19 protein-coding genes and 2 tRNA genes are annotated in these 21,206 nt (G+C 46.4%); 19 read left to right on the forward strand and 2 right to left on the reverse strand.

Annotated features, from left to right (window positions below):
- Nucleotides 1–201: 201 nt before the first annotated feature.
- From citZ to CRO25_RS32115, 4 genes are all read left to right on the forward strand, one after another.
- Nucleotides 202–1,314, forward strand: coding sequence for a citrate synthase (citZ, locus tag CRO25_RS32100; RefSeq protein WP_063568093.1), 1,113 nt, complete (start codon nucleotides 202–204; stop codon nucleotides 1,312–1,314).
- A gap of 149 nt (nucleotides 1,315–1,463) precedes the next feature.
- Entirely contained in the window at nucleotides 1,464–2,756 is a 1,293-nt protein-coding gene (icd, locus tag CRO25_RS32105; RefSeq protein ID WP_063568094.1) for an NADP-dependent isocitrate dehydrogenase, read from the forward strand.
- A 15-nt stretch (nucleotides 2,757–2,771) separates the two neighbouring features.
- A complete protein-coding gene (gene mdh / locus CRO25_RS32110) occupies nucleotides 2,772–3,713 on the forward strand; it encodes a malate dehydrogenase (protein ID WP_072733980.1) in 942 nt (313 codons plus the stop codon).
- Nucleotides 3,714–3,851: 138 nt separating this feature from the next.
- Nucleotides 3,852–4,277: a hypothetical protein gene (locus CRO25_RS32115; protein WP_090808739.1), complete on the forward strand. Its 426-nt coding sequence runs from the start codon at nucleotides 3,852–3,854 to the stop codon at nucleotides 4,275–4,277.
- Between the two features lie 226 nt (nucleotides 4,278–4,503).
- Here the strand turns inward: CRO25_RS32115 and CRO25_RS32120 are convergent, their stop codons facing one another.
- The gene (locus CRO25_RS32120; RefSeq protein ID WP_079697694.1) at nucleotides 4,504–6,063 is read right to left on the reverse strand and encodes a histidine kinase N-terminal 7TM domain-containing protein; all 1,560 of its coding nucleotides are present in this window, start codon (nucleotides 6,061–6,063) and stop codon (nucleotides 4,504–4,506) included.
- Nucleotides 6,064–6,511: 448 nt separating this feature from the next.
- On the opposite strand from CRO25_RS32120, the gene CRO25_RS32125 reads away from it, so the two are divergent.
- The 12 genes from CRO25_RS32125 to CRO25_RS32180 all read left to right on the forward strand — a co-directional run bounded on the left by CRO25_RS32125 (nucleotide 6,512) and on the right by CRO25_RS32180 (nucleotide 19,667).
- Complete coding sequence (locus tag CRO25_RS32125; protein ID WP_079697695.1) at nucleotides 6,512–7,381, forward strand: SDR family oxidoreductase; 870 nt, start codon at nucleotides 6,512–6,514, stop codon at nucleotides 7,379–7,381.
- A gap of 273 nt (nucleotides 7,382–7,654) precedes the next feature.
- Nucleotides 7,655–7,999: a cupin domain-containing protein gene (locus CRO25_RS32130; protein ID WP_079697696.1), complete on the forward strand. Its 345-nt coding sequence runs from the start codon at nucleotides 7,655–7,657 to the stop codon at nucleotides 7,997–7,999.
- Nucleotides 8,000–8,029: 30 nt separating this feature from the next.
- On the forward strand, nucleotides 8,030–9,859 hold the full coding sequence (gene pnpS / locus CRO25_RS32135) for a two-component system histidine kinase PnpS (protein ID WP_064639306.1): 1,830 nt from the start codon (nucleotides 8,030–8,032) through the stop codon (nucleotides 9,857–9,859).
- 115 nt (nucleotides 9,860–9,974) lie between these two features.
- The gene (locus tag CRO25_RS32140; RefSeq protein ID WP_053783546.1) at nucleotides 9,975–10,703 is read left to right on the forward strand and encodes a response regulator transcription factor; all 729 of its coding nucleotides are present in this window, start codon (nucleotides 9,975–9,977) and stop codon (nucleotides 10,701–10,703) included.
- A 151-nt stretch (nucleotides 10,704–10,854) separates the two neighbouring features.
- Nucleotides 10,855–12,048: a methyl-accepting chemotaxis protein gene (locus tag CRO25_RS32145; protein WP_079697697.1), complete on the forward strand. Its 1,194-nt coding sequence runs from the start codon at nucleotides 10,855–10,857 to the stop codon at nucleotides 12,046–12,048.
- A gap of 218 nt (nucleotides 12,049–12,266) precedes the next feature.
- Nucleotides 12,267–13,022 carry a phosphate ABC transporter ATP-binding protein PstB gene (gene pstB, locus CRO25_RS32150; protein WP_063568101.1) on the forward strand — a complete coding sequence of 252 codons (756 nt, stop codon included), beginning with the start codon at nucleotides 12,267–12,269 and terminating at the stop codon, nucleotides 13,020–13,022.
- Between the two features lie 63 nt (nucleotides 13,023–13,085).
- Nucleotides 13,086–13,745: a phosphate signaling complex protein PhoU gene (gene phoU, locus CRO25_RS32155; RefSeq protein ID WP_063568102.1), complete on the forward strand. Its 660-nt coding sequence runs from the start codon at nucleotides 13,086–13,088 to the stop codon at nucleotides 13,743–13,745.
- Between the two features lie 220 nt (nucleotides 13,746–13,965).
- A complete protein-coding gene (gene polA, locus CRO25_RS32160; RefSeq protein WP_072733975.1) occupies nucleotides 13,966–16,620 on the forward strand; it encodes a DNA polymerase I in 2,655 nt (884 codons plus the stop codon).
- A gap of 116 nt (nucleotides 16,621–16,736) precedes the next feature.
- Complete coding sequence (gene mutM, locus CRO25_RS32165) at nucleotides 16,737–17,567, forward strand: DNA-formamidopyrimidine glycosylase (protein ID WP_063568104.1); 831 nt, start codon at nucleotides 16,737–16,739, stop codon at nucleotides 17,565–17,567.
- A 154-nt stretch (nucleotides 17,568–17,721) separates the two neighbouring features.
- Nucleotides 17,722–18,501, forward strand: coding sequence for a manganese efflux pump (locus CRO25_RS32170; protein WP_063568105.1), 780 nt, complete (start codon nucleotides 17,722–17,724; stop codon nucleotides 18,499–18,501).
- A 9-nt stretch (nucleotides 18,502–18,510) separates the two neighbouring features.
- Complete coding sequence (coaE, locus tag CRO25_RS32175) at nucleotides 18,511–19,107, forward strand: dephospho-CoA kinase (RefSeq protein WP_079697698.1); 597 nt, start codon at nucleotides 18,511–18,513, stop codon at nucleotides 19,105–19,107.
- A complete protein-coding gene (locus tag CRO25_RS32180) occupies nucleotides 19,104–19,667 on the forward strand; it encodes a lytic transglycosylase domain-containing protein (RefSeq protein WP_063568107.1) in 564 nt (187 codons plus the stop codon). Before coaE ends, CRO25_RS32180 begins: the two co-directional genes overlap by 4 nt.
- A gap of 107 nt (nucleotides 19,668–19,774) precedes the next feature.
- On the opposite strand, the gene CRO25_RS32185 is transcribed toward CRO25_RS32180, so the two are convergent.
- Entirely contained in the window at nucleotides 19,775–19,996 is a 222-nt protein-coding gene (locus tag CRO25_RS32185; RefSeq protein ID WP_053783555.1) for an alpha/beta-type small acid-soluble spore protein, read from the reverse strand.
- Between the two features lie 115 nt (nucleotides 19,997–20,111).
- Here CRO25_RS32185 and nrdR point away from each other — a divergent pair, with 115 nt between their 5' ends.
- The 3 genes from nrdR to CRO25_RS32200 all read left to right on the forward strand — a co-directional run bounded on the left by nrdR (nucleotide 20,112) and on the right by CRO25_RS32200 (nucleotide 20,926).
- Nucleotides 20,112–20,579: a transcriptional regulator NrdR gene (nrdR, locus tag CRO25_RS32190; protein ID WP_063568108.1), complete on the forward strand. Its 468-nt coding sequence runs from the start codon at nucleotides 20,112–20,114 to the stop codon at nucleotides 20,577–20,579.
- 185 nt (nucleotides 20,580–20,764) lie between these two features.
- Nucleotides 20,765–20,837 (forward strand) — tRNA-Ala (locus CRO25_RS32195).
- 16 nt (nucleotides 20,838–20,853) lie between these two features.
- Nucleotides 20,854–20,926 (forward strand) — tRNA-Lys (locus CRO25_RS32200).
- The last annotated feature ends 280 nt before the right edge of the window (nucleotides 20,927–21,206 follow it).

Consider the following 21,206-nt stretch of genomic DNA (forward strand, 5'->3'; position numbering starts at 1 on the left):
CCTCGCATCATGTTCACATAAACGACAAAATCCAGTATGATGAGATAAGGAAATACCGATTGACAGATATGAAAACCGGATATTGAGGTATTTATTAATTTTAAAATGTAAATGGTTACAAAAGAAGGACGAGTGCGTTTGAGCACGTAGATGACACTCTGGATGGGTTCTTGATTTCGTTTATTAAAGGAGAGATGTAATATGACAGCTACCAAAGGTCTGGAAGGCATCGTTGCAACAACCTCTTCGATCAGCTCCATTGTAGACGGTGTGCTTACATACCGTGGTTACGATATTGACGATCTGGCAGAACATGCAAGCTTTGAAGAAGTTGCCTATTTACTGTGGTTTGGTAAATTGCCAACTACGGATGAACTGAAATCCCTTCGCAAAAGCCTGAGCGATTACGCGCCGATTCCGAGCGAGTTGATTGCACAAATCCAATTGTATCCGAAAAACATGAGTACCATGGCAGCACTGCGTTCCGCGGTATCCGCACTGGCTCTGTACGATGAGCAGGCTGACGAGATGACAGCGGAAGCGAACGAGAACAAAGCGGTTAAGCTGCAAGCGCAGTTGCCAACCATTGTGGCAGCCATAGCCCGTATCCGTCAGGGCAAAGAACCTGTGGCTCCAAAAGAAGGCGCTTCCATCGCAGAAAACTTTTTATATATGATGACTGGAGAACAACCAGCCGAGACCGCTGTTAAAGCCCTTGATCAAGCGCTTGTCCTGCATGCGGATCACGAGTTGAACGCTTCTACATTTGCAGCACGTGTAACAGTAGCTACGCTTTCCGACATCTATTCGGGAGTAACTTCTGCGATTGGCGCATTGAAGGGGCCATTGCATGGCGGTGCAAATGAAGCCGTTATGAAAATGCTGAATGAGATTGGAACACCTGATCGTCTGGAAGCAGCTATTCAAGAAAAATTGAACAACCGTGAGAAGATCATGGGCTTTGGACACCGTGTCTACAAAAATGGAGACCCACGTGCGAAACATCTGCAAAAGATGTCCAAGGAACTGGGTGAAATGAACAACGATACACGCCTGTACGATATGTCAGTGAAGATCGAAGAACTGGTGACAGGACAAAAAGGTCTGAAACCAAATGTAGATTTCTATTCCGCTTCCGTATATACCCAATTAGGTATTGAAGAGGTCCTGTTTACACCGATCTTTGCGATTAGCCGGGTATCAGGTTGGACTGCTCATATTCTGGAACAGCTTGCGGATAACCGTATTATTCGTCCGCGTGCCGAGTACACAGGCCCAACAGATCAGAAGTACGTTTCAATCGAACTTCGCTAATGGCATCAAAACCAGTATAATAAAAAGGACGGGGTGAAGGGGTGTAACATGTTGGCTGAAATTAGCAGCACGTTCATAACCCTTCCTCCAATAAGACAAGCGGTGTGTTATCATACTGCATCTACGAAACCCAAGGAGGAATTATACTAATGAAATTAGAAAAATTTGCTCACCCAACTGAAGGCGAAAAAATTCAAATTGATAACGGTACACTGCAAGTACCTAATAACCCGATCATTCCATTTATCGAAGGTGACGGTACAGGCCGTGACATCTGGAAAGCTTCCAAACGTGTATTGGATGCAGCTGTTGAAAAAGCATATGACGGCAACAAAAAAATCGCATGGTATGAAGTGTTTGCTGGACAAAAAGCATTCGATACATACGGGGAGTGGCTGCCAAACGATACGCTTGAAGCTATTCGCGAGTATATCGTAGCGATCAAAGGACCATTGACTACACCAATTGGCGGCGGAATTCGTTCCCTGAACGTAGCGCTTCGTCAAGAACTGGATCTGTACACTTGCTTGCGTCCTGTTCGTTATTTCGATGGTGTACCTTCTCCGGTTAAACGTCCTGAGTTGGTAGACATGGTCATTTTCCGTGAGAATACGGAAGATATTTATGCGGGTATTGAATACGCAGAAGGTTCAGAAGAAGTGAAAAAAGTAATCCAATTCCTGCAACAGGAGATGGGTGCAAACAAAATCCGCTTCCCTGAAACTTCCGGTATCGGTATCAAGCCAGTTTCCTCCGAAGGTTCCAAACGTTTGGTACGTGCAGCAGTACAATATGCCATCGATCACAACCGTAAGAGCGTTACATTGGTACACAAAGGTAATATCATGAAATTTACAGAAGGTGCCTTCAAAAACTGGGGATATGAAGTTGCTGAAGACGAGTTCGCTGACAAAGTGTTCACTTGGGCACAATACGATATCATTAAAGAAAAAGACGGTACGGATGCAGCTAATGCAGCTCAAAAAGCAGCTGAAGATGCTGGCAAAATCATCGTGAAAGATGCTATTGCCGATATCGCTCTGCAACAAGTATTGACTCGTCCAGGTGAGTTCGATGTAATCGCAACGTTGAACCTGAACGGTGACTATCTGTCCGATGCACTGGCTGCACAAGTTGGCGGAATTGGTATCGCTCCAGGAGCGAACATCAACTATGTAACAGGACATGCTATCTTCGAAGCTACTCACGGTACTGCACCTAAATATGCAGACAAAGATGTCGTGAACCCTGGTTCCGTTATTCTGTCCGGCGTTATGTTGCTTGAGCACCTGGGATGGCAAGAAGCGGCTAACCTGATCTACAAAGGTATGGAAACATCCATCAACAACAAAACAGTTACTTATGACTTTGCACGTCTGATGGACGGCGCTACTGAAGTGAAATGTTCTGAATTTGCTGATCAAATCATTAAAAACCTGTAAGGGGAGATGTGAATCGTGACTATTCAGCGCAAAAAAATCACAGTAGTCGGCGCCGGATTTACCGGAGCTACAACGGCTTTGATGCTTGCCCAAAAAGAACTCGGGGATGTTATTCTGGTTGATATTCCGCAATTGGAAAACCCGACTAAAGGTAAAGCGCTCGACATGTGGGAAGCTAGTCCTGTTCAGGGCTTCGACAGCAATATCGTCGGTACTTCCAACTACGAGGATACTGCAGGTTCGGAGATTGTTATTATTACGGCAGGTATTGCCCGTAAACCAGGTATGAGCCGTGATGATCTGGTCAACACGAATGCAGGAATCGTGAAGTCTGTTTGTGAAAATGTGAAAAAATATTGCCCTGATTCCATCGTCATTATTCTAAGCAACCCGGTAGATGCAATGACATATGCAGCTTATCAGACGCTTGGTTTCCCTAAAAACCGCGTAATCGGCCAGTCCGGTGTTCTGGATACTGCACGTTATTGCACATTCATTGCACAAGAGCTGAATGTATCGGTTGAAGACGTCCGTGGATTCGTTCTTGGCGGCCACGGAGACGATATGGTACCACTCGTTCGTTATTCCAGCGTTGGCGGTATTCCAATCGATACCCTCATCCCGGCAGAGCGCATTGAAGCCATCGTACAACGCACACGTGTTGGCGGGGGTGAGATCGTTAACCTGCTCGGAAACGGCAGCGCATATTATGCACCAGCAGCTTCATTGGTGCAAATGACCGAAGCCATTTTGAAAGACAAAAAACGAATCATTCCGGTTATTGCTTACCTTGAAGGTGAATATGGCTACAACGACTTGTTCCTTGGTGTGCCAACCGTTCTGGGTGGTAACGGAATTGAGAAAATATTTGAACTGGAACTGACTGCTGAAGAAAAAGCGGGACTCGACAAATCTGCGGATTCGGTTCGTAACGTCATTTCAGTAGTTAACTTGTAAGTTTGAAAACTTTTTGACAGGAACAGACAGAAAACCTTCGGATCATCCGGAGGTTTTCTTTTCTTTGGATAAGTTCCCCAGTATAATGAGATGTGATGTATAGCACACTGACTGAAATTTTTGAGGAGGATGGACATTTTGACAATGATTATGTATTTGCTCCATATTATTGGAGCACTGGCGATGGGCTTCTATCTGATCTTGCCATTCGTTGTGGGCAAAATCCGTACATTGAGTGCTGCCGCTCAAGAGGGAGCATTTGCATCGCTCCGTTCATTAAACCGTATCGCACAGTACGGACTTGTAATTCAGCTTCTTACGGGTGGTTACTTGATGACCAAGGGTGAGTATTCCTATCTGTGGATGGGCGTGGTAGTGGTTCTGTTGCTGGCTATTGCAGCAATCGGTGGCATTATGGGTAAACCGTTACGCTTGGCAGCAGAGGCTGTGAAAAGCAACCGTGATGTCAGTGCAGAACAAAGTAAGATTCGTACGTTCAGCACATTGCTTGCCGTATTCCTGCTCATTATGGTGTATCTGATGGTGAACAACCAAGTGATCTAACAATAGCTGCGAACGAGTTTTATTTGCGAGCTGAACTTAAAGCGTTTGCACTTCAAACGTTGGGACAAGCTGAATAAGAAAGTAAGGTCTTGAACCGTATTGAAATAGACAGCCCAGAGGCTGTCTATTTTTGTTCGCTCCGTCTGGGGTGATGTCTGACAACCATCAAGGTGCTAGTGTTGAAATAACGGCATATATGGCTCACGTAGTTAAACGCTACATTTAGTTAACCCAAGCTTACAGCGTGGGCAAATACGGTGTTACGACCGTTACGCTTGGACTCATATAGTGCCGTATCGGCATCACGAAGCAAGGATTCCAGAGAATCGGACCCTCCATTATATTGTGCCACTCCGAAGCTTGAAGTCAGTGAAATACGAGTACCTTGTACCTCCAGCGGGTCATTCAACAAAGCCACGCGTAACTTCTCAGCAAGCTGCTCACCGTCTTGGAGGGAGGCATTGGGTACCGCGATAACAAACTCCTCTCCTCCATAACGTGCAAACAACATCTCCGAATTCAGATAACGATTACATACAGAGACCACATGAATGATGGCCTGATCCCCAACGTCATGTCCATAGGTGTCATTAATTCGTTTGAAATGATCAATGTCAAATAATATAAAGGCCGTCGGCCGCAGATTAAGCTGGGCTTCACTCAGTATCTCTCGACCTCTAAGCAGGAACTGCGTGCGGTTATATATTTTGGTGAGACCATCGAAGTAAGCCAGTTGCTTCAATTGTTCTTGTAGGAAACGTTGCTCTGTAATATCAATCAGCATAATCAGTGTGCCAACGGCTTGTCCTTCTTTGTTATGCACATAAGAGGTTCTCACCTGATAACAGACGGTCTCTCCGTTCAATTGCCAGTACAGATCGGTTTGCAGACCTTCTCGGCCATATTCCACTGGAAAGGTCTCACCGGCAAGCGACAGCCATACATCGTTAAGGTGTTGACCCACCATGCTGAAATCAAGTTCTGGGAGCATATCACGCAGAGATTTGTTGTAATCGACGAGGCGATTGGAACTATCCAGCACAATAACACCTTCACGCATGCTCTCAAAGATACTATCCTTGGCGATAGGTACGATGGTTAGCAGTCGGGAGGATAGAATAGCCCAGATATACATTGCGGATGTAATGCACATGAGAACCGGAACTGGATCCATACCACCTGGGGTCAGACCAAGTAAATACACAAAGGCCGCTACCATGGGAATAAGCTGTGAAGTGATCAGTGTGAGTAACTGACGACGATACATCTTTTTGGTATGTTTCCATTGTCCGACGAGAATAAGGCAGGCACATAACAGACAGGAAAAGGTGAATGCGCCATGAACAACGTACCATTGCCCTACGGCAATATCCATTAGAGGGACGGAACTGTCTTCTCTTAGCCATACTCTTTTATAGAAAAGATGATGTAAATCATTTGTTGCCACCATGAACAAGGTAATGGAAGGGATTACAAACAGTGCAGCAGAAGCTTTTTTGGATAATTTTTTACCCGTGTATTGCATCATGAGCATCAGCCCAAGAGAGGCGGAGAAAGGCATACCAATGTATTCGATGACCGTCCAGAATTTCATCTGCTCCAGTGTATTGCTGGCGAGTTCAATCGCGTAACCGAAGGTGTAAACCGACAGAGCTGCTGTATAGAGAATGAATATTTTCGAACTGGGGATTTCTGCTCTTCTAACATAAGTATATAAACACAGAAAAACATTCAGCACAGCTGAAGTTGCTACAAGTGTTATATAAGAATTAATGTGCGATTCCATGGGTTTGGTCTCCATATTAGATCAGAATATTTGCTTAGTTGGGAAGCATGAATGCATGACATCGCTTCATCCAAACTGGATTAATTTTATTTAAAGCTTATCTGTATACTGTACATTGTACATCAGCCCATACGGCATAGGAATACAATTTGGTTGGTGAATCCGTTCAATTTCGATAAAATTTTCGAATGATTGGCATAATAGGTCGAATTCAATGCGGCTTTGCCTCAGTTGACAGCATGTCTGCGAGAAACGATAAAGAAACAGCCATTAGAGTATTGGGAATTTTTCTGTTTAACGGCCAAAAGCGAGTGGTAAGTATGTATCGAGGCAAGAGACAGTGACTTTGGAGCATGAGCATGGGAAAAGGGATTAATCTGTATTGTTCATGCCATCCTACAGAATGAATCTGAATCAGGACATTCCATTTTGAGAGGAGAAATGCCAGATGTCAACCGACACACAAAACAAAAAGACGATGCCTGCCCAACATCAGGATCAGCGCCCGGGTATCGAATCGGAGATGCACCCCAAACCAGAGTTTGAGAAACCTGAATATAAAGCAGCTGGTAAATTGTTAGATAAGGTTGCTCTGATCACGGGTGGAGACAGTGGAATTGGACGTGCTGTTGCCGTTACATATGCGAAGGAAGGCGCGGATGTAGCGATTGTATACCTGAGTGAGCATGAGGATGCAGAAGAGACCAAGCGTCAGGTCGAACAGGAAGGACGCAAATGCATATTGATTCCCGGTGATATTGGTGACGATGCCTTTGCCAAGAAATCCGTGCAGCAGACAGTGAATCAACTAGGCAAGCTGGATATTGTCGTGAATAATGCAGCGGAGCAGCATCCCCAGCAGCAGCTGGAGGATATTACTCCAGAACAGCTGGAGCGTACGTTCCGCACAAATATTTTTGGCATGTTTTATATTACACAGGCTGCTCTGCCACATCTTAAGAAAGGCAGTACAATCATTAATACAACCTCCATTACCGCATATCGCGGAAATCCGACGTTAATTGATTATTCATCTACGAAAGGAGCTATCACTTCTTTTACACGCTCTTTGTCGATGAATGTTGTGGAGAAGGGAATTCGTGTGAATGCTGTTGCTCCAGGGCCAATTTGGACCCCGCTCATTCCATCCACATTTGATGAGAAAAAGGTGAGTGAATTTGGTGCTACTCAGCCGATGAAACGTCCAGGGCAACCGAATGAACTGGCTCCAGCTTACGTATATCTCGCTTCGGATGATTCTTCCTACGTGAGCGGTCAGGTGATGCACGTTAATGGCGGCGAAGTGGTCAACGGATAATCCATTGACGACGTATTTCAAACGAAGGCGTATCGTTACCAGCATGACTGGTCGGTACGTCTTTTTTTAATGAGCATATAGCGGAAGAGATATGATTTTGATCCAGTTTACAAAAGTCGGGATCGGCGTTGATGCAACCATGATACTTTATCATTAGGCTTGCCTGGAGATAGTTCTAGAACTGACGCCGCGTGCTGCTAATCAAAAATGGCAGGGTCTCCATGCTATCTGTGATATGATATAGACCGACAAGTAAGCTTCGGAGGCGGTCACATGAAGATTAGCAAACAAAATGCGGCACACTATATATGGGGTGGACAGTGCGATGGTTGGCATCTCGTTCAAGATGAAACACTGAGCATTATTCATGAACGTATGCCTGCAGGAACTTCTGAAACCCGGCACTACCATTCGATAAGTCGTCAGTTTTTCTTTATTCTTAGCGGTGAGGCTTGTATGGAACTTAACGGGGAAGAGTTTGTGCTTGAACTCCATGAAGGGATAGAAATTGCGTCGGGCATGCCACATCAGATGCAGAATCGGGGCGAAGCAGACGTAGAGTTTCTTGTCATTTCACAACCCACCACTCGTGGTGATCGAATAGAAATGGATATGTAATTATTAATTTTATAACAAAGGAAGAGATAGATGAGACCGTTCCGAATTCGCCTTGCCATCATTATGATGGTGCTGATCGGTATTTCCGTCATTGTGGCGGGGTATACGATGGGCAGAGTTTTTAAGACTACTCACATTAATGCACTGGAGCAAACGATGGTGCGTGAGATCAACTTGCTAAAAGCAACGTTCCCGTTCCATGATGCAACCAATCCAAAAAATGCAGAGACACAGAAATATTACTCAGAACGTGCGGTTGAGCTGGATCGACTGACGGATTCACGGGTAACTTTTATCAATAAAGACGGAACGGTCATTGGCGACTCGGAGAGCGATCCCAATTCGATGGACAACCACTTGAACCGTCAGGAGATTAAAGAAGCGGTTGGGCAAAATTATGGTCAGTCGATTCGTTATAGTGCAACATTAGGGCAGGACATGCTGTATGTGGCGCTTCCTGTGAATTCGGATCAAAGCGACATGATCGAGTTACCCAGTGGGAAATTTGATGGTTACATTCGACTATCCATGAGTCTTGAAGCTGTTGATCAGGGTCTTCAGCAGGGCTGGATTTTGATGTTCTTCACCTTGGGCCTTCTGTTCCTGATTGTGGCTCTGGTAAGTTACCGGGTTGCGCGGGGACTGACATCGCCCATTGAGCATATTACGAAGGTGGCTCACCGGATCACCAAGCTGGATTATGATGCTAGAGTGGATGTAACTCGTAATGATGAGATCGGTCAACTGGGACTTGCCATTAACGGAATGGCAGACAGCCTTCAGATGCAACTGAAGACGATCAGGGATAATGAAGCGCTGCTGCAAAGTGTGCTTGCCAACATGACGGGCGGCATTATAATGATCGATGCTGGTCAATCTATTGCGCTGGTCAATCGGGAAGCGGAGCGTATGCTTGGCATTCAGGCAGAACGGGTTACTGGCAAACCATATATTGAATTGAAGCGGCATTATGAGCTGACACGCACGATTGAAGAGAGTGTTGCATTGCGAGAACCGATGCATGAAGAAGTAAGTGTGTTCAATCCGGTCGAAAAATTAATTCGTATTGATGGAGTACCGATGTCCGAAGATGACGGCGCTTATCGGGGGATGCTCTTCCTTCTGCAGGATGTAACAGCAATCCGCAGGCTGGAATCAATGCGCAGTGAATTCGTCGCGAATGTATCTCATGAACTCAAAACGCCGGTGGCCGCGGTCAAAGGTTTTGCCGAAACGCTTCTCAGCGGCGGGGTACAGGACAAAGAGACGGAGCGTTCATTCCTGCAGATTATCTATGATGAAGGTGACAGACTGAATCGATTAATCGGAGATATTCTGGAGTTGTCCAAAATTGAGTCCAAACGGGCTCCCCTGCAGTGTTCACCAGTGCATGTGCATTCGTTCTTCGAGATGGTTCTAGGTACCCTGTCCAAGGTGGCTGAGAAGAAAGAGATTCGCCTGGAGATGAATGTTCCCGAAGAATTGTATATTGAAGCTGATGAGGATAAAATGAAGCAGATCTTTATTAATCTGTTATCCAACGGCATTAATTACACTCCTGAGGGCGGACGGGTAAAATTACAAGTGTCGGTTGAACATAATGAGGACGAAGAAGAAGTTGTATTTGCAGTATCCGACACAGGAATTGGTATTCCGAAGAAAGATTTGCCGCGGATTTTTGAACGCTTCTATCGGGTGGACAAGGGCAGATCCCGTAATTCGGGAGGCACTGGACTTGGACTTTCAATTGTGAAACATCTGGTAGAATTGCACCATGGCAAACTGTCTGTAGAGAGTGAACTTGGCATGGGGACTACGTTTCGTGTTATCCTTCCATTAATTCAGGATGAAGAAATCTAGTGCGATGGAAGTGAAATGTAAAAGGAATGTGCTGTTTTACACAGAGTTAACAATTAGGTGCTATGATAATGAAAGTGTTGTGGCAACAGACAACCTATAGGAGAGAAGGGGTATCATGGCGCAGCGTTTGCTCGTTATTGAAGATGAACCAACATTATCAAGATTGCTTACGTACAACCTGACACAAGAGGGCTATGATGTTATTGCTGAGGATCACGGATCTTCAGGTTATGATCGGGCGTTGTCCCAGGAGTTTGATCTGATTCTGCTGGATCTGATGCTTCCTGGAATGAACGGTCTGGATATTCTGAATAAGTTACGAATTCAGGGTGTTAGCACACCGGTCATTATTCTCACAGCCAAAAACGGTGAAGCCGAAGTTGTACAAGGCTTAAAATCAGGGGCCGATGATTATATTACGAAGCCATTTGGTGTATCCGAATTGCTTGCTCGCGTAGATGCAGTGTTAAGACGTTATTCGAACGGTGAAGATTTGCCGCAACCAGAGGATAAAGATGGTTCCCGTATTATTCTGGGAGAGCTTGAGATTTATCCTTTGAAGTATGAAGTGACACTGGGTGGACAATCCATCAGTCTTCGTCCCAAGGAGTTCGAGGTACTGCTTTATCTGGCCAAGAAGCCGGGTGTTGTGCTTACACGGGATGATCTGATGAATGCGGTCTGGGGCTTCGATTATATCGGAGGACAGCGCACGGTGGACGTTCATGTTAGTTCATTGCGGAAAAAGTTGGAGCTGGACCCGGAATCGGTTCACATTGATTCGATTCGCGGTGTAGGTTATAAATTGGTTGTAAAAAGAAAAACTCCCCATCATTCAAGTTAACAATGATCGGGGAGTTTTTTTTACATTCCGTTAACATAAACAATTATTTTCCTTTACGTATAGGGAGTAGGATGAAGCTGTCTGAGTGATACTTTATACCTATATATTCCACCTCAGGACGGAGCTCATACGTAAAGGAGATTGCGCATTTATGCCCATGTTGCTCGAAGTGAAGCCCGACCAGCCCGAAGAAATGATAAATACGCAACAGGAACAAGTTGTAGCTCCCATGGGAGAACAAAAAGATGAAGATGAAATTGGGGTCACCAAAGAGAATGTAATTTCATTACGGGACTATTGCCGTCAAATACCTGTAGTTGACGTTCACACTACCTGCGGGGAAGCGGCAAGCCTGCTCAATCAGGATCAGGAATATCCGTGTATTGTATTATGTGATGATCACATGCGGCCATTAGGTTTGTTGATGCGAGAGACATTATACCGAATGTTGAATGGACGCTTCGCGGCAGATCTTTTCTATCGTAAGCCGGTTGTACACGCAGCTGACTCTTCTCCTGTTATTGTCGATGTGCACGCAGAAGCGACCGCGATTATTGACATCGCTCTTGCACGCAGTGAGCAATATTTCTACGATTGTTTGATCGTTACGGAAGAAGACCGATTGCTGGGTGTGTTGACGATGAGGGATGTTATGTCCCTTTCCCGTAAACTGCAGCATGTGGCTTCAGAAGAACGTGTACATATTATTACACAGAGCAGACAGGAAATAACGAGAATCAACGACTCCGTCACCAAACTGGTTCAAGCCGCTCAAAAGGCTGGGGTAGAAGCGTCTCAGATCATGCAGTTGTCCGAACGGGGAGCGAGCAGTCTCAGTCAGGTTGATGCTTCCTATAACCGTGTATATCAGCATATGGAGGGTCAGCAGAAACACGCCGATGACATGCTGAGCTCTATCGACATGGGTTCCGGGATGGCACGTTCCATTCGTTCATTGGCTGACCAAAGTGGGTTACTCGCTATGAATGCTTCCATCGAAGCGGCACATGCGGGGGAGTACGGACGGGGTTTCCAGGTCGTTGCTGGTGAGATTCGTGCACTAGCCAAGCAGACCCGTGAGGTTGCGGGAAATATGTCCTCTTTACTGGATGATATCGGAGGATTGACCAGACAGACTGTAGAACTGGTGAGAGCAAGCGCGGCAGAGATTGACAGCAGCTCCGTTCATGTAAACGAAGGAGGGGCTGCATTCAAACAGCTGAACACGGCTGTAGCAGGCATGTCCCATATTGCAGAGGATATCGCGAAGGAAGGCAAAACGGCTGGAGAATTGGCCGAGCACATTCGGGAGAGACTGGAAGATATGGTCCGGGCGTATGACTAAACGAAGATAGGCTGGGCATCATTCATACACAATGATCGGATAGGAGGGTCATGGGTGTGAAAGATGTCTCTTTTTACATTCCGTTAACATGAAAGTGATACTGTTTTTACAATGAGAGGGTAGGATATTATAGATGACCGAGAGCCAAGTTCAATCATTGGCATCGGTCTACGTAAGGGAATCTGGTTGTCCCTGCCGCGAAGGAGAAGTGAACATCCATGAAGGACCTCATTCACATTGAAGGACTTAATTTATACTATGATACGCATCACGCGCTTAAAAATATATCGATGGACCTGCCGGAGAAGACAGTTACCGCGTTTATCGGTCCGTCGGGCTGTGGTAAATCGACCTTGCTTCGTACATTGAATCGGATGAATGACATGATTCCAGGCGTACGTGTGGAAGGACAAGTTATGTTGGACGGTTCCGACATTTATAGCAATGAGATTGAAGTAGAGACGCTGCGCAAGCGGGTCGGAATGGTATTTCAGCAGCCTAACCCTTTTCCAAAATCGATCTACGATAACGTGGCCTACGGACCACGACTTCATGGGGTGACGCAAAAAGCCGAACTGGATCGTTTGGTTGAGCAGAGTCTTGTTCATGCTGCACTGTGGGATGAAGTGAAGGATGTGCTCAAAAAATCGGCACTCAGTCTCTCCGGTGGACAACAGCAGCGCCTCTGTATTGCACGTGCTCTGGCCGTGCAGCCTGACGTACTGCTGATGGATGAAGCAACGTCTGCACTTGATCCAATCTCAACGCTCAAAATTGAGGAACTGGTCAAGGAACTGCACCACAAATACACAATTGTAATGGTAACCCACAACATGCACCAAGCTGCTCGTGTATCGGGTCGTACGGTATTTTTCCTGAACGGAGAAGTGGTGGAGGCAGCGGATACAGAAACATTGTTCTCCACACCGCAAGATTCCAGAACCGAGGATTATATATCCGGACGGTTCGGATAAGCTAGCTGAGTTCGAACGATCCCGGCGTGTCCGGAGATGATGGATAAGGAGGACATGGAATCTATGATTCGCAGAAGAGAATTTGATCAGGAGCTTGAGGAACTGCGCACACTGCTTCGGCAAATGGGTGAGCATGTTGGCACAGCGTTGGATGGTGCTATTGAAAGTTTACAGACGATGGATGCCGAGAAAGCTCAGGTCATCATCAAGAATGATGCGAATCTGAATGCCTTGGAAGACAAGATTATGGAATTGGGTTCCAAGCTCATCATTACACAACAGCCGGTAGCGAAGGATTTGCGACGCATTATTGTTGCCTTCAAAATCTCAAGTGACTTGGAGCGTATGGGTGACCTTGCGCTGGATGTGGCCAAAGTGACCCTTCGTATGGATGGGCAGGAGCTCATTAAACCGCTTGTGGATATTCCAAGAATGGCGGAAATCGTGAAGTCCATGATTGAGGAATCCATTGAATCCTTCCTGAAAGAAAATACGGATCTGGCCTACAAAATGGCTCAGACCGATGATCAGGTTGACCAATTGTACAGTCATATGATCAGTGACCTCTACTCGTTTATGACAGACCATCCAAATAAGGCTTCCCAAGCGATGCTCTTGATGTTGGTAGGACGTTATATCGAACGGATTGGTGACCACGCAACAAACATTGGTGAGAGCACGGTGTATCTGGTAACAGGAAAACGCCCTGATTTGAATCAATAGGTAACCGTTTTTAGTGGAATTGGGGTATTATTCGTAGCGAAATGAAGGGACTTTCTCTCGGGCGGCCTGTGAACAGGTCATCCGCGGAGGGAGTTCCTTTTTTTGCAGGCCAGATCATGGCCTATAAAGATGACTAATTTTTTTGTTGTAACAGGTGTGTATGGTATCATGAGAGTAGATGTGATTGAAGGATTGACCATACGATACGCGAGGTGCTGGAATGGACAAGTTTATTCTTATAGATGGAAATAGCATTATTTACAGGGCGTTTTTTGCAATGCCACCGCTAACTAACTCGAAAGGCTTGCACACCAATGCGGTGTACGGCTTCACCACGATGCTGCTGCGCTTGCTGGAAGAACATAAACCGACACATGTGATGGTGGCATTTGATGCAGGCAAAGTTACGTTCCGACACGAAGGTTACCAGGAGTATAAGGGTGGTCGGGAGAAAACACCACCGGAGTTGTCGGAACAATTTCCGCTGCTGAAAGAGCTGCTTCAGGGCTTCGGGATTGCCCAGTTTGAGCTTGCAGGGTTTGAAGCGGATGATATTATCGGAACATTAACGAAACGTGCGGATGAAGCCGGAAGACAGGTTCTCGTTGTGTCAGGTGACAAAGATATGCTGCAGCTTGCCTCTGAACATGTGCATATCGGGCTTACGCGCAAAGGGGTAACCGAGATTGAGCTATACGATCCCGCTCAGATCAAGGAGCGCTATGGTCTGACCCCGCTGCAAATCATTGACCTCAAAGGTCTGATGGGCGATGCGTCCGACAATATTCCGGGCATTCCTGGTGTTGGAGAGAAGACGGCTCTGAAGCTGCTGCACCAGTTCGGTTCGGTTGAGGAAGTTCTTAACGGCACAGGTGAGCTAAAGGGCAAAATGAAAGAAAAAATTGAGGCTCACGCCGAAGATGCACGTATGAGCAAGCAGCTTGCCACGATCCACCGTGAAGTTCCATTGGAACAAACTTGGGAAGATATGCAGTTTGCTGGCTTAAAAGAGGAACTGGCAGGTCCGGCTTTGGCCAAGCTCGAATTCAAGTCTTTGCTAGAGCGCCTGTCATTCCGTGCAAGTGTAGTTTCTGAACAGGAAGCCGTTCCGGCGGCCGTAGTGGAATCCTCCATTGCAACAGAAGAAACGATTAGTGAACTGTTCAGTTCACTCGAATCCATTGATGTGCTGCATGTGGAGACACATGGTGATAACCCGCATCAGGCGAAACTCATTGGACTTGCTGTTGGTTCAGCCGAAACCTATACATTCCTGTCTTCCGAATTGCTCCAGTCAGATGCAGCTGCCCCAGTACGAGAATGGCTCGGCAATGCAGATCAACCCAAGCGTGGTTATGATCTACATCGTGTTGATCTGGCACTGCATGCGCATGGCATTGAGTTTGCTGGAGCGTCCTTTGATGTGCAATTGGCTGCCTATTTGCTTGATCCAACTGAATCGAATCAGACGATTAGCGGCCTGACCACGAAGTATGGTCTGCCTTCCCTCGTGGAGGATGATTCGGTTATGGGCAAAGGTGCAAAATACAGAGTGCCTGAGGCGAATATATTGGGCGATTTTCTATGTCGTAAAGCGGCGGCAGTAGCAGCCATTATTCCACTCCAAGAGCAGGCACTGGAGAGTAATGAGATGAACGCACTTTTCCATGAACTGGAGATGCCATTGTCACGTATTCTTGCAGATATGGAGAAACAGGGGATTAAGGCTAATACGGCAGATTTGAAGGCTTTGGGTAGTGAGTTCGAAGAAAATATAAGTAGGTTGATGGCGGAAATCTACAAGCTTTCCGGTACGGAATTCAATCTGAATTCACCGAAACAGCTGGGTGAGATTTTATTTGATAAACTCGGTTTGCCTGTGGTGAAGAAAACAAAGACAGGATACTCTACGGATGCCGAAGTATTGGAGAAGCTGGCTCCATATAATGATGTAGTCAAACATATTCTGCAATATCGTCAACTTGCCAAGTTGCAGTCCACATATGTAGAAGGACTGCTCAAAGAGATTTCAGATAAGGATGGCAAGGTGCATACGTTTTACCGTCAGACGATTGCGGCTACTGGACGTCTTAGCAGCCAGTTCCCGAACTTGCAGAACATTCCGATTCGGATGGAGGAAGGCCGTAAAATCAGAAAGGTATTTGTTCCTTCCGAACCAGGGTGGTCCATTTTGGCAGCAGACTATTCGCAGATTGAACTGCGCGTCCTTGCACATATTTCAGATGATGAGCGGCTGAAGGAAGCTTTTGTCCAGGACATGGATATCCATACGAAGACGGCCTCAGATGTGTTTGGCGTGAAGCCAGAAGAGGTGGATGGAGACATGCGTCGTTCTGCCAAGGCGGTTAACTTTGGTATCGTATACGGGATCAGCGACTACGGTTTGTCTCAGAACCTGCACATCACGCGGAAAGAGGCAGCACAGTTCATTGATCAATACTTTGAAGTATTCCAGGGTGTGCGCCGATATATGGATGATATTGTGAAGGAAGCCCGTCAGGATGGTTATGTCAAAACGTTGTTGGAACGCCGTCGTTATCTGCCAGAAATCAATGCAAGCAACTTTAACCTGCGTTCCTTTGCGGAACGGACAGCAATGAATACACCGATCCAGGGAACTGCGGCAGATATCATCAAGCTTGCCATGGTACAGATGGATGAAGCACTGCGTGAACGCAAGCTGAAGAGCCGCATGCTATTACAGGTGCACGATGAGCTTGTATTCGAAGTGCCTGCGGATGAAATGGAACTGATGAAAGAGCTGGTTCCTTCGGTGATGGAAAAAGCATTGGAGCTGTCAGTGCCGCTAAAAGCGGAAGTCAGCTACGGAGAAAACTGGTACGAGGCTAAATAATAGATCCCAAGCGGGTTTTCCGTTATTTTACAAAATATTTTTCAACTGTTTTCGACACAAGAAGGGGTCCCGCTGAGCGCCATCTTCCGTTATAATATAGGGGAGGTGAGAACATCATGCCGGAATTACCGGAAGTCGAAACAGTCAGAAGAACATTGAATCAACTTATTGTTGGCAAGACCATTGACTCCGTTACCGTTAGCTTGCCGCGGATTATTCAGCGGCCGGACGACATAGATGCATTTGCAATGGAACTTAAGGGACATACCGTGATCGGTGTGGAGCGCAGAGGCAAGTTTTTGCGTATTTTGCTGGACGGGCTGGTGCTTGTCTCCCATCTGCGGATGGAAGGCAGGTACGGGGTATACCAACAGCATGAGGAAGTGGAGAAGCATACCCATGTTATCTTTCACTTTACCGATGGTACAGAATTACGTTACAAGGATGTCCGTCAATTCGGTACAATGCATCTCTTCAATGCAGGGGAGGAACTGGTATCCAAACCTTTGTTAAAACTGGGGCTGGAGCCGCTTGATCCTGCGTTTACTGTAGCTGCATTCCGTGATGCTGTTGGCAAACGCACGACCAAAATTAAAGCCGTCTTGTTAAATCAGGCATATGTGGTCGGCATCGGGAATATTTATGTGGACGAGGCCTTGTTCCGCGCTGGAATTCATCCAGAAACCATTGCCAAGACATTAACCGAAGCCCAGTTAACCGTGCTGCATGAAGCGATCGTGGTTACGCTCCAGGATGCGGTGAATGCAGGAGGTTCCTCCATTAAGTCCTATGTCAATGGACAGGGCGAGATGGGAATGTTCCAGCATCAGTTGAAAATATATGGACGCAAGTCTGAACCTTGTGCAACGTGTGGCACATTAATCGAGAAGAGTGTTGTAGGTGGTAGGGGCACGCATTACTGTCCAAACTGTCAACCGCTGCTCTAAATCGTTGATGGGTTTGGTAGCATGAACGAAATCGTCAAATTGTAGCACCCTTGGATTCCTCCCTCCATATACTGATATGGCAGAAATAAGCGGGCGTATACCCATACTGGCAGCCGCCAGTTGGAACGAGTTCCGCACAGGGGAGGAATCCGGGGTGCTGCATCATTTTATTTCATTACTGGCGCTTGCTTTGGCGCTTAGTTTAGATGGTTTTGGAGTCGGGATTACATATGGGCTGCGGAGAACTAAAATTCCGCTGTTATCCATTGTCGTCATTTCCATCTGTTCGGGTCTGGTTATTGCATTATCGATGCAAGTAGGTGTGCTTCTGTCTCATGTCGTATCTCCGGACGTGGCTTCAATTGTTGGAGCGGTTATTCTGATCGGTATTGGCGCATGGTCGTTGCTGCAACTCATTCGAAAACGGGGCAAGGAACAGCTGGAAACGGACAATGGAGTGGGTGAGGGAACAGGAGCAGGAGCAGGAACAATCCGCAGTAGTACGCAAGCCTCACCAGAAGCTCAGTCGAAGGGCAGGAATCAGGTGCTCGCGCTGGAGCTTGAGCCATCTGCTTCTGGAGGATCTCTGGAACGAATGGTCTTTACACTTGAGCTGCGGAAGCTGGGTGTGGTTATTCAGATCCTGCGTAGTCCCTCGAAGGCGGATATGGATAACTCGGGCAGTATATCCGTCCAAGAAGCGATGTGGCTGGGGATAGCCCTTTCTCTGGATGCTTTTGGTGCAGGATTAGGGGCAGCATTATTGGGATTTCCGACTTTGTGGACAGCATTAGTTATTGCGTTGTTTAGTGGGGCATTTCTGTCACTGGGCATGAAAGTTGGGTTGCGCTTTGCTGCTCTGCGGTGGATGCGAAGATTATCTGTGTTACCTGCGCTTTTATTAATGTTTATGGGAATAATGAAGTTGTTGTGAGGTGAAATAATGAATATTGGCTTAACCGGCGGGATCGCGACAGGCAAAAGCAGCGTGTCCGCCTTTCTCGCCAGTAAGGGAGCGTTGCTCATTGATGCAGATGTGATTGCCCGGGAAGTAATGCTGCCCGGGCATCCCGTTTTGGCTGCGGCTGTTCAGCGGTTCGGACAAGCCATATTGAATGAGGACGGAACACTGGATCGGAAAAAGCTTGGCAGTATTGTTTTTCAGAATCCAGAGGAACGTAAGGCACTTGAGGCTATTACACATCCAGCGATCCGCAAGGAGATGCGCGAGCGCGCTGCTCTGTACGAGCTTGAACATTCGGACAAGCTGGTCGTATCGGATATTCCGTTATTGTACGAGTCAGGGCTGGAGGATGGCTTCGAAGAGGTGATGGTTGTTTACGTTCCGAGGTCAGTGCAGCTAGAACGACTGATGAGCCGGGATGGAATGACGGCAGAACAGGCAGATGCCCGTATAGACGTGCAGATGGATATTGAAGATAAGAAGCAGCGTGCTGACGTGGTTATCGATAACAGCGGCTTGTGGTCAGAGACGGAGCAGCAACTCATTTCATTTTTGCATCGTAAGGGCCTAATATGAGATTGCTGCGTAAGAAACGGGTACTGTTGTTGATGTTTGTGTCTTTTGTATTGGTGCTGTTCCTGAATACCAATTGGATGTCATGGTTCTATCCGATTCATTATAAGGAAGAGATTCGGGCCCAGTCTCAGAGTTATGAGGTTGATCCGTTTCTCATCGCTTCCATCATCAAGGTGGAGACCAATTTTAAGACAAGCAAGGAATCCAAGAGAGGTGCCATCGGATTAATGCAGCTGATGCCTGACACCGCGAACTGGATTATGGAGCAAGCCAAAATTCCGGGAACCTCATTGGAAGAATTGAAGCACGAGCCTGAAAGGAATATCCAGCTGGGCACCTGGTATCTACGTAATCTGTCAGATCAATTTGACGGGAATGAAGCGGCTATGATTGCTGCTTACAATGCAGGTCCAGGTAAAGTGAACTCATGGTTAAGGGATGGCGTATGGGACGGTTCATTCGAGACGGTCAAAGATATTCCGTTTGGTGAAACCCGGCACTATGTACAACGCGTCATTTATTATTATAATCAATATGTAAAGATCTATAATACGTTCTAAGTTAAGACACTTTGGATTCATGCTCTAAAATAAGTAGAAGCACCGAGCAGGCCGGTTGTTCACCGGCCGCTCCATGCTCCTCTGTGTACCGTATTACGATGCAGATATTATTGGTATTGACCTGCCAATTGCTGTTCTGCAATTGTTACCAGACGCTTCGTGATGTATCCACCGATCGAACCGTTCTCGTAAGAAGTCATGTTACCTTGGTATCCGTCTTGTGGGATGCTGATTCCGAGTTCTTGAGCAACTTCATATTTCAGTTGTTCGAGAGCTGCGGAAGCTTTAGTTACCACCAGGTTGTTGGAGTTACCATTGCTTTGTGCCATTGCTGTTCACCTCCTCGCGGTTGGTAAAAGTATTATGTGTCGGCAATACGATTTTCATAACTAAATGCATGCAGGCAATTTCTGGTAAAAAGTAAAATGTGGGAAGTGATCTGATTTGAAATGTCCTTATTGCGCCTACCTGGGCACAAAGGTGCTTGATTCAAGGCCGGCCAATGAATCGAAATCGATTCGTCGTCGTCGTGAGTGTGAGCAATGTAGCCGTCGATTTACAACTTTTGAAATGGTGGAAGAAACACCGCTGATCGTCATCAAGAAAGATGGCAGTCGTGAGGAATTTAGCCGGGACAAGATTCTCCGTGGCCTGATTCGGGCTTGTGAGAAACGTCCGGTCTCTGTGGAGACACTGGAAATGATGGTATCTGAGGCAGAGAAGTCTCTGCGAAATACAGCCGATGCAGAAGTAGAGAGCCGTCAGATTGGCGAACTGCTGATGGAACAGCTGTTTCCAGTGGATGAAGTAGCCTATGTGCGCTTTGCTTCGGTGTACCGTCAATTCAAAGACATCAATATGTTCATGAAAGAACTGAAATCTTTATTGTCCAAAGACAACAACGAGGATTAGTGAAACGGGTAAAAGGGGAAGAGCATTCTGGGGTTACCATCTGTGTGTTCCAGTAAAAAGGTTGTTCTTCTCCAATCACTTTAGCTTCAAGAAAAAGTTGTTGACAGCAAAAGCTGTATTTTATATGATATAGGAGTCGCCTGCGGAGCATTGCAGTGTTGGACAACTTGTTACATTCATAATTTGGGGCCTTAGCTCAGCTGGGAGAGCGCATCGCTGGCAGCGATGAGGTCAGGGGTTCGATCCCCCTAGGCTCCATACAAGAACATCATATGGACTCTTAGCTCAGTTGGTAGAGCAGTTGACTCTTAATCAATTGGTCCAGGGTTCGAGTCCCTGAGAGTCCATCAAGAACGGCAGAGATGCCGTTCTTTTTGTATTAGGAGACAACTTGATTGCTTTTATACAGTCACAGAGTCTTTAAGTGGCAAGATGCATAACTATCTGACGAACTTGTCGTGCTGCGCCGTGGGAAGAAAAACAAATTCCTGACCCGACTTGAATTGAAAAACAAAAACCAGGGTGCCGTAAATGAAGTGACCCCTTAAAGTTAGACAAATATTTTTATGCAACCTGTATGGCATGAATTCGGTATTGTACCGGGCTCATGCCTTTTAATTTTGACTT

The organism is Paenibacillus sp. RU5M, from assembly GCF_900221055.1.
Classification (GTDB): Bacteria; Bacillota; Bacilli; order Paenibacillales; family Paenibacillaceae; genus Paenibacillus; species Paenibacillus marchantiae.

What these genes read in the sequence shown, in the direction of transcription:
- CRO25_RS32125 (WP_079697695.1), top strand. Translation starts at nt 6,512, where the DNA reads ATGTCAACCGACACACAAAACAAAAAGACGATGCCTGCCCAACATCAG.
- icd (WP_063568094.1), top strand. Translation starts at nt 1,464, where the DNA reads ATGAAATTAGAAAAATTTGCTCACCCAACTGAAGGCGAAAAAATTCAA.
- CRO25_RS32120 (WP_079697694.1), bottom strand. Translation starts at nt 6,063, where the DNA reads ATGGAATCGCACATTAATTCTTATATAACACTTGTAGCAACTTCAGCT.
- citZ (WP_063568093.1), top strand. Translation starts at nt 202, where the DNA reads ATGACAGCTACCAAAGGTCTGGAAGGCATCGTTGCAACAACCTCTTCG.
- polA (WP_072733975.1), top strand. Translation starts at nt 13,966, where the DNA reads ATGGACAAGTTTATTCTTATAGATGGAAATAGCATTATTTACAGGGCG.
- mutM (WP_063568104.1), top strand. Translation starts at nt 16,737, where the DNA reads ATGCCGGAATTACCGGAAGTCGAAACAGTCAGAAGAACATTGAATCAA.
- CRO25_RS32185 (WP_053783555.1), bottom strand. Translation starts at nt 19,996, where the DNA reads ATGGCACAAAGCAATGGTAACTCCAACAACCTGGTGGTAACTAAAGCT.
- coaE (WP_079697698.1), top strand. Translation starts at nt 18,511, where the DNA reads ATGAATATTGGCTTAACCGGCGGGATCGCGACAGGCAAAAGCAGCGTG.
- CRO25_RS32145 (WP_079697697.1), top strand. Translation starts at nt 10,855, where the DNA reads ATGCCCATGTTGCTCGAAGTGAAGCCCGACCAGCCCGAAGAAATGATA.
- CRO25_RS32130 (WP_079697696.1), top strand. Translation starts at nt 7,655, where the DNA reads ATGAAGATTAGCAAACAAAATGCGGCACACTATATATGGGGTGGACAG.
- CRO25_RS32140 (WP_053783546.1), top strand. Translation starts at nt 9,975, where the DNA reads ATGGCGCAGCGTTTGCTCGTTATTGAAGATGAACCAACATTATCAAGA.
- phoU (WP_063568102.1), top strand. Translation starts at nt 13,086, where the DNA reads ATGATTCGCAGAAGAGAATTTGATCAGGAGCTTGAGGAACTGCGCACA.
- CRO25_RS32180 (WP_063568107.1), top strand. Translation starts at nt 19,104, where the DNA reads ATGAGATTGCTGCGTAAGAAACGGGTACTGTTGTTGATGTTTGTGTCT.
- pnpS (WP_064639306.1), top strand. Translation starts at nt 8,030, where the DNA reads ATGAGACCGTTCCGAATTCGCCTTGCCATCATTATGATGGTGCTGATC.
- pstB (WP_063568101.1), top strand. Translation starts at nt 12,267, where the DNA reads ATGAAGGACCTCATTCACATTGAAGGACTTAATTTATACTATGATACG.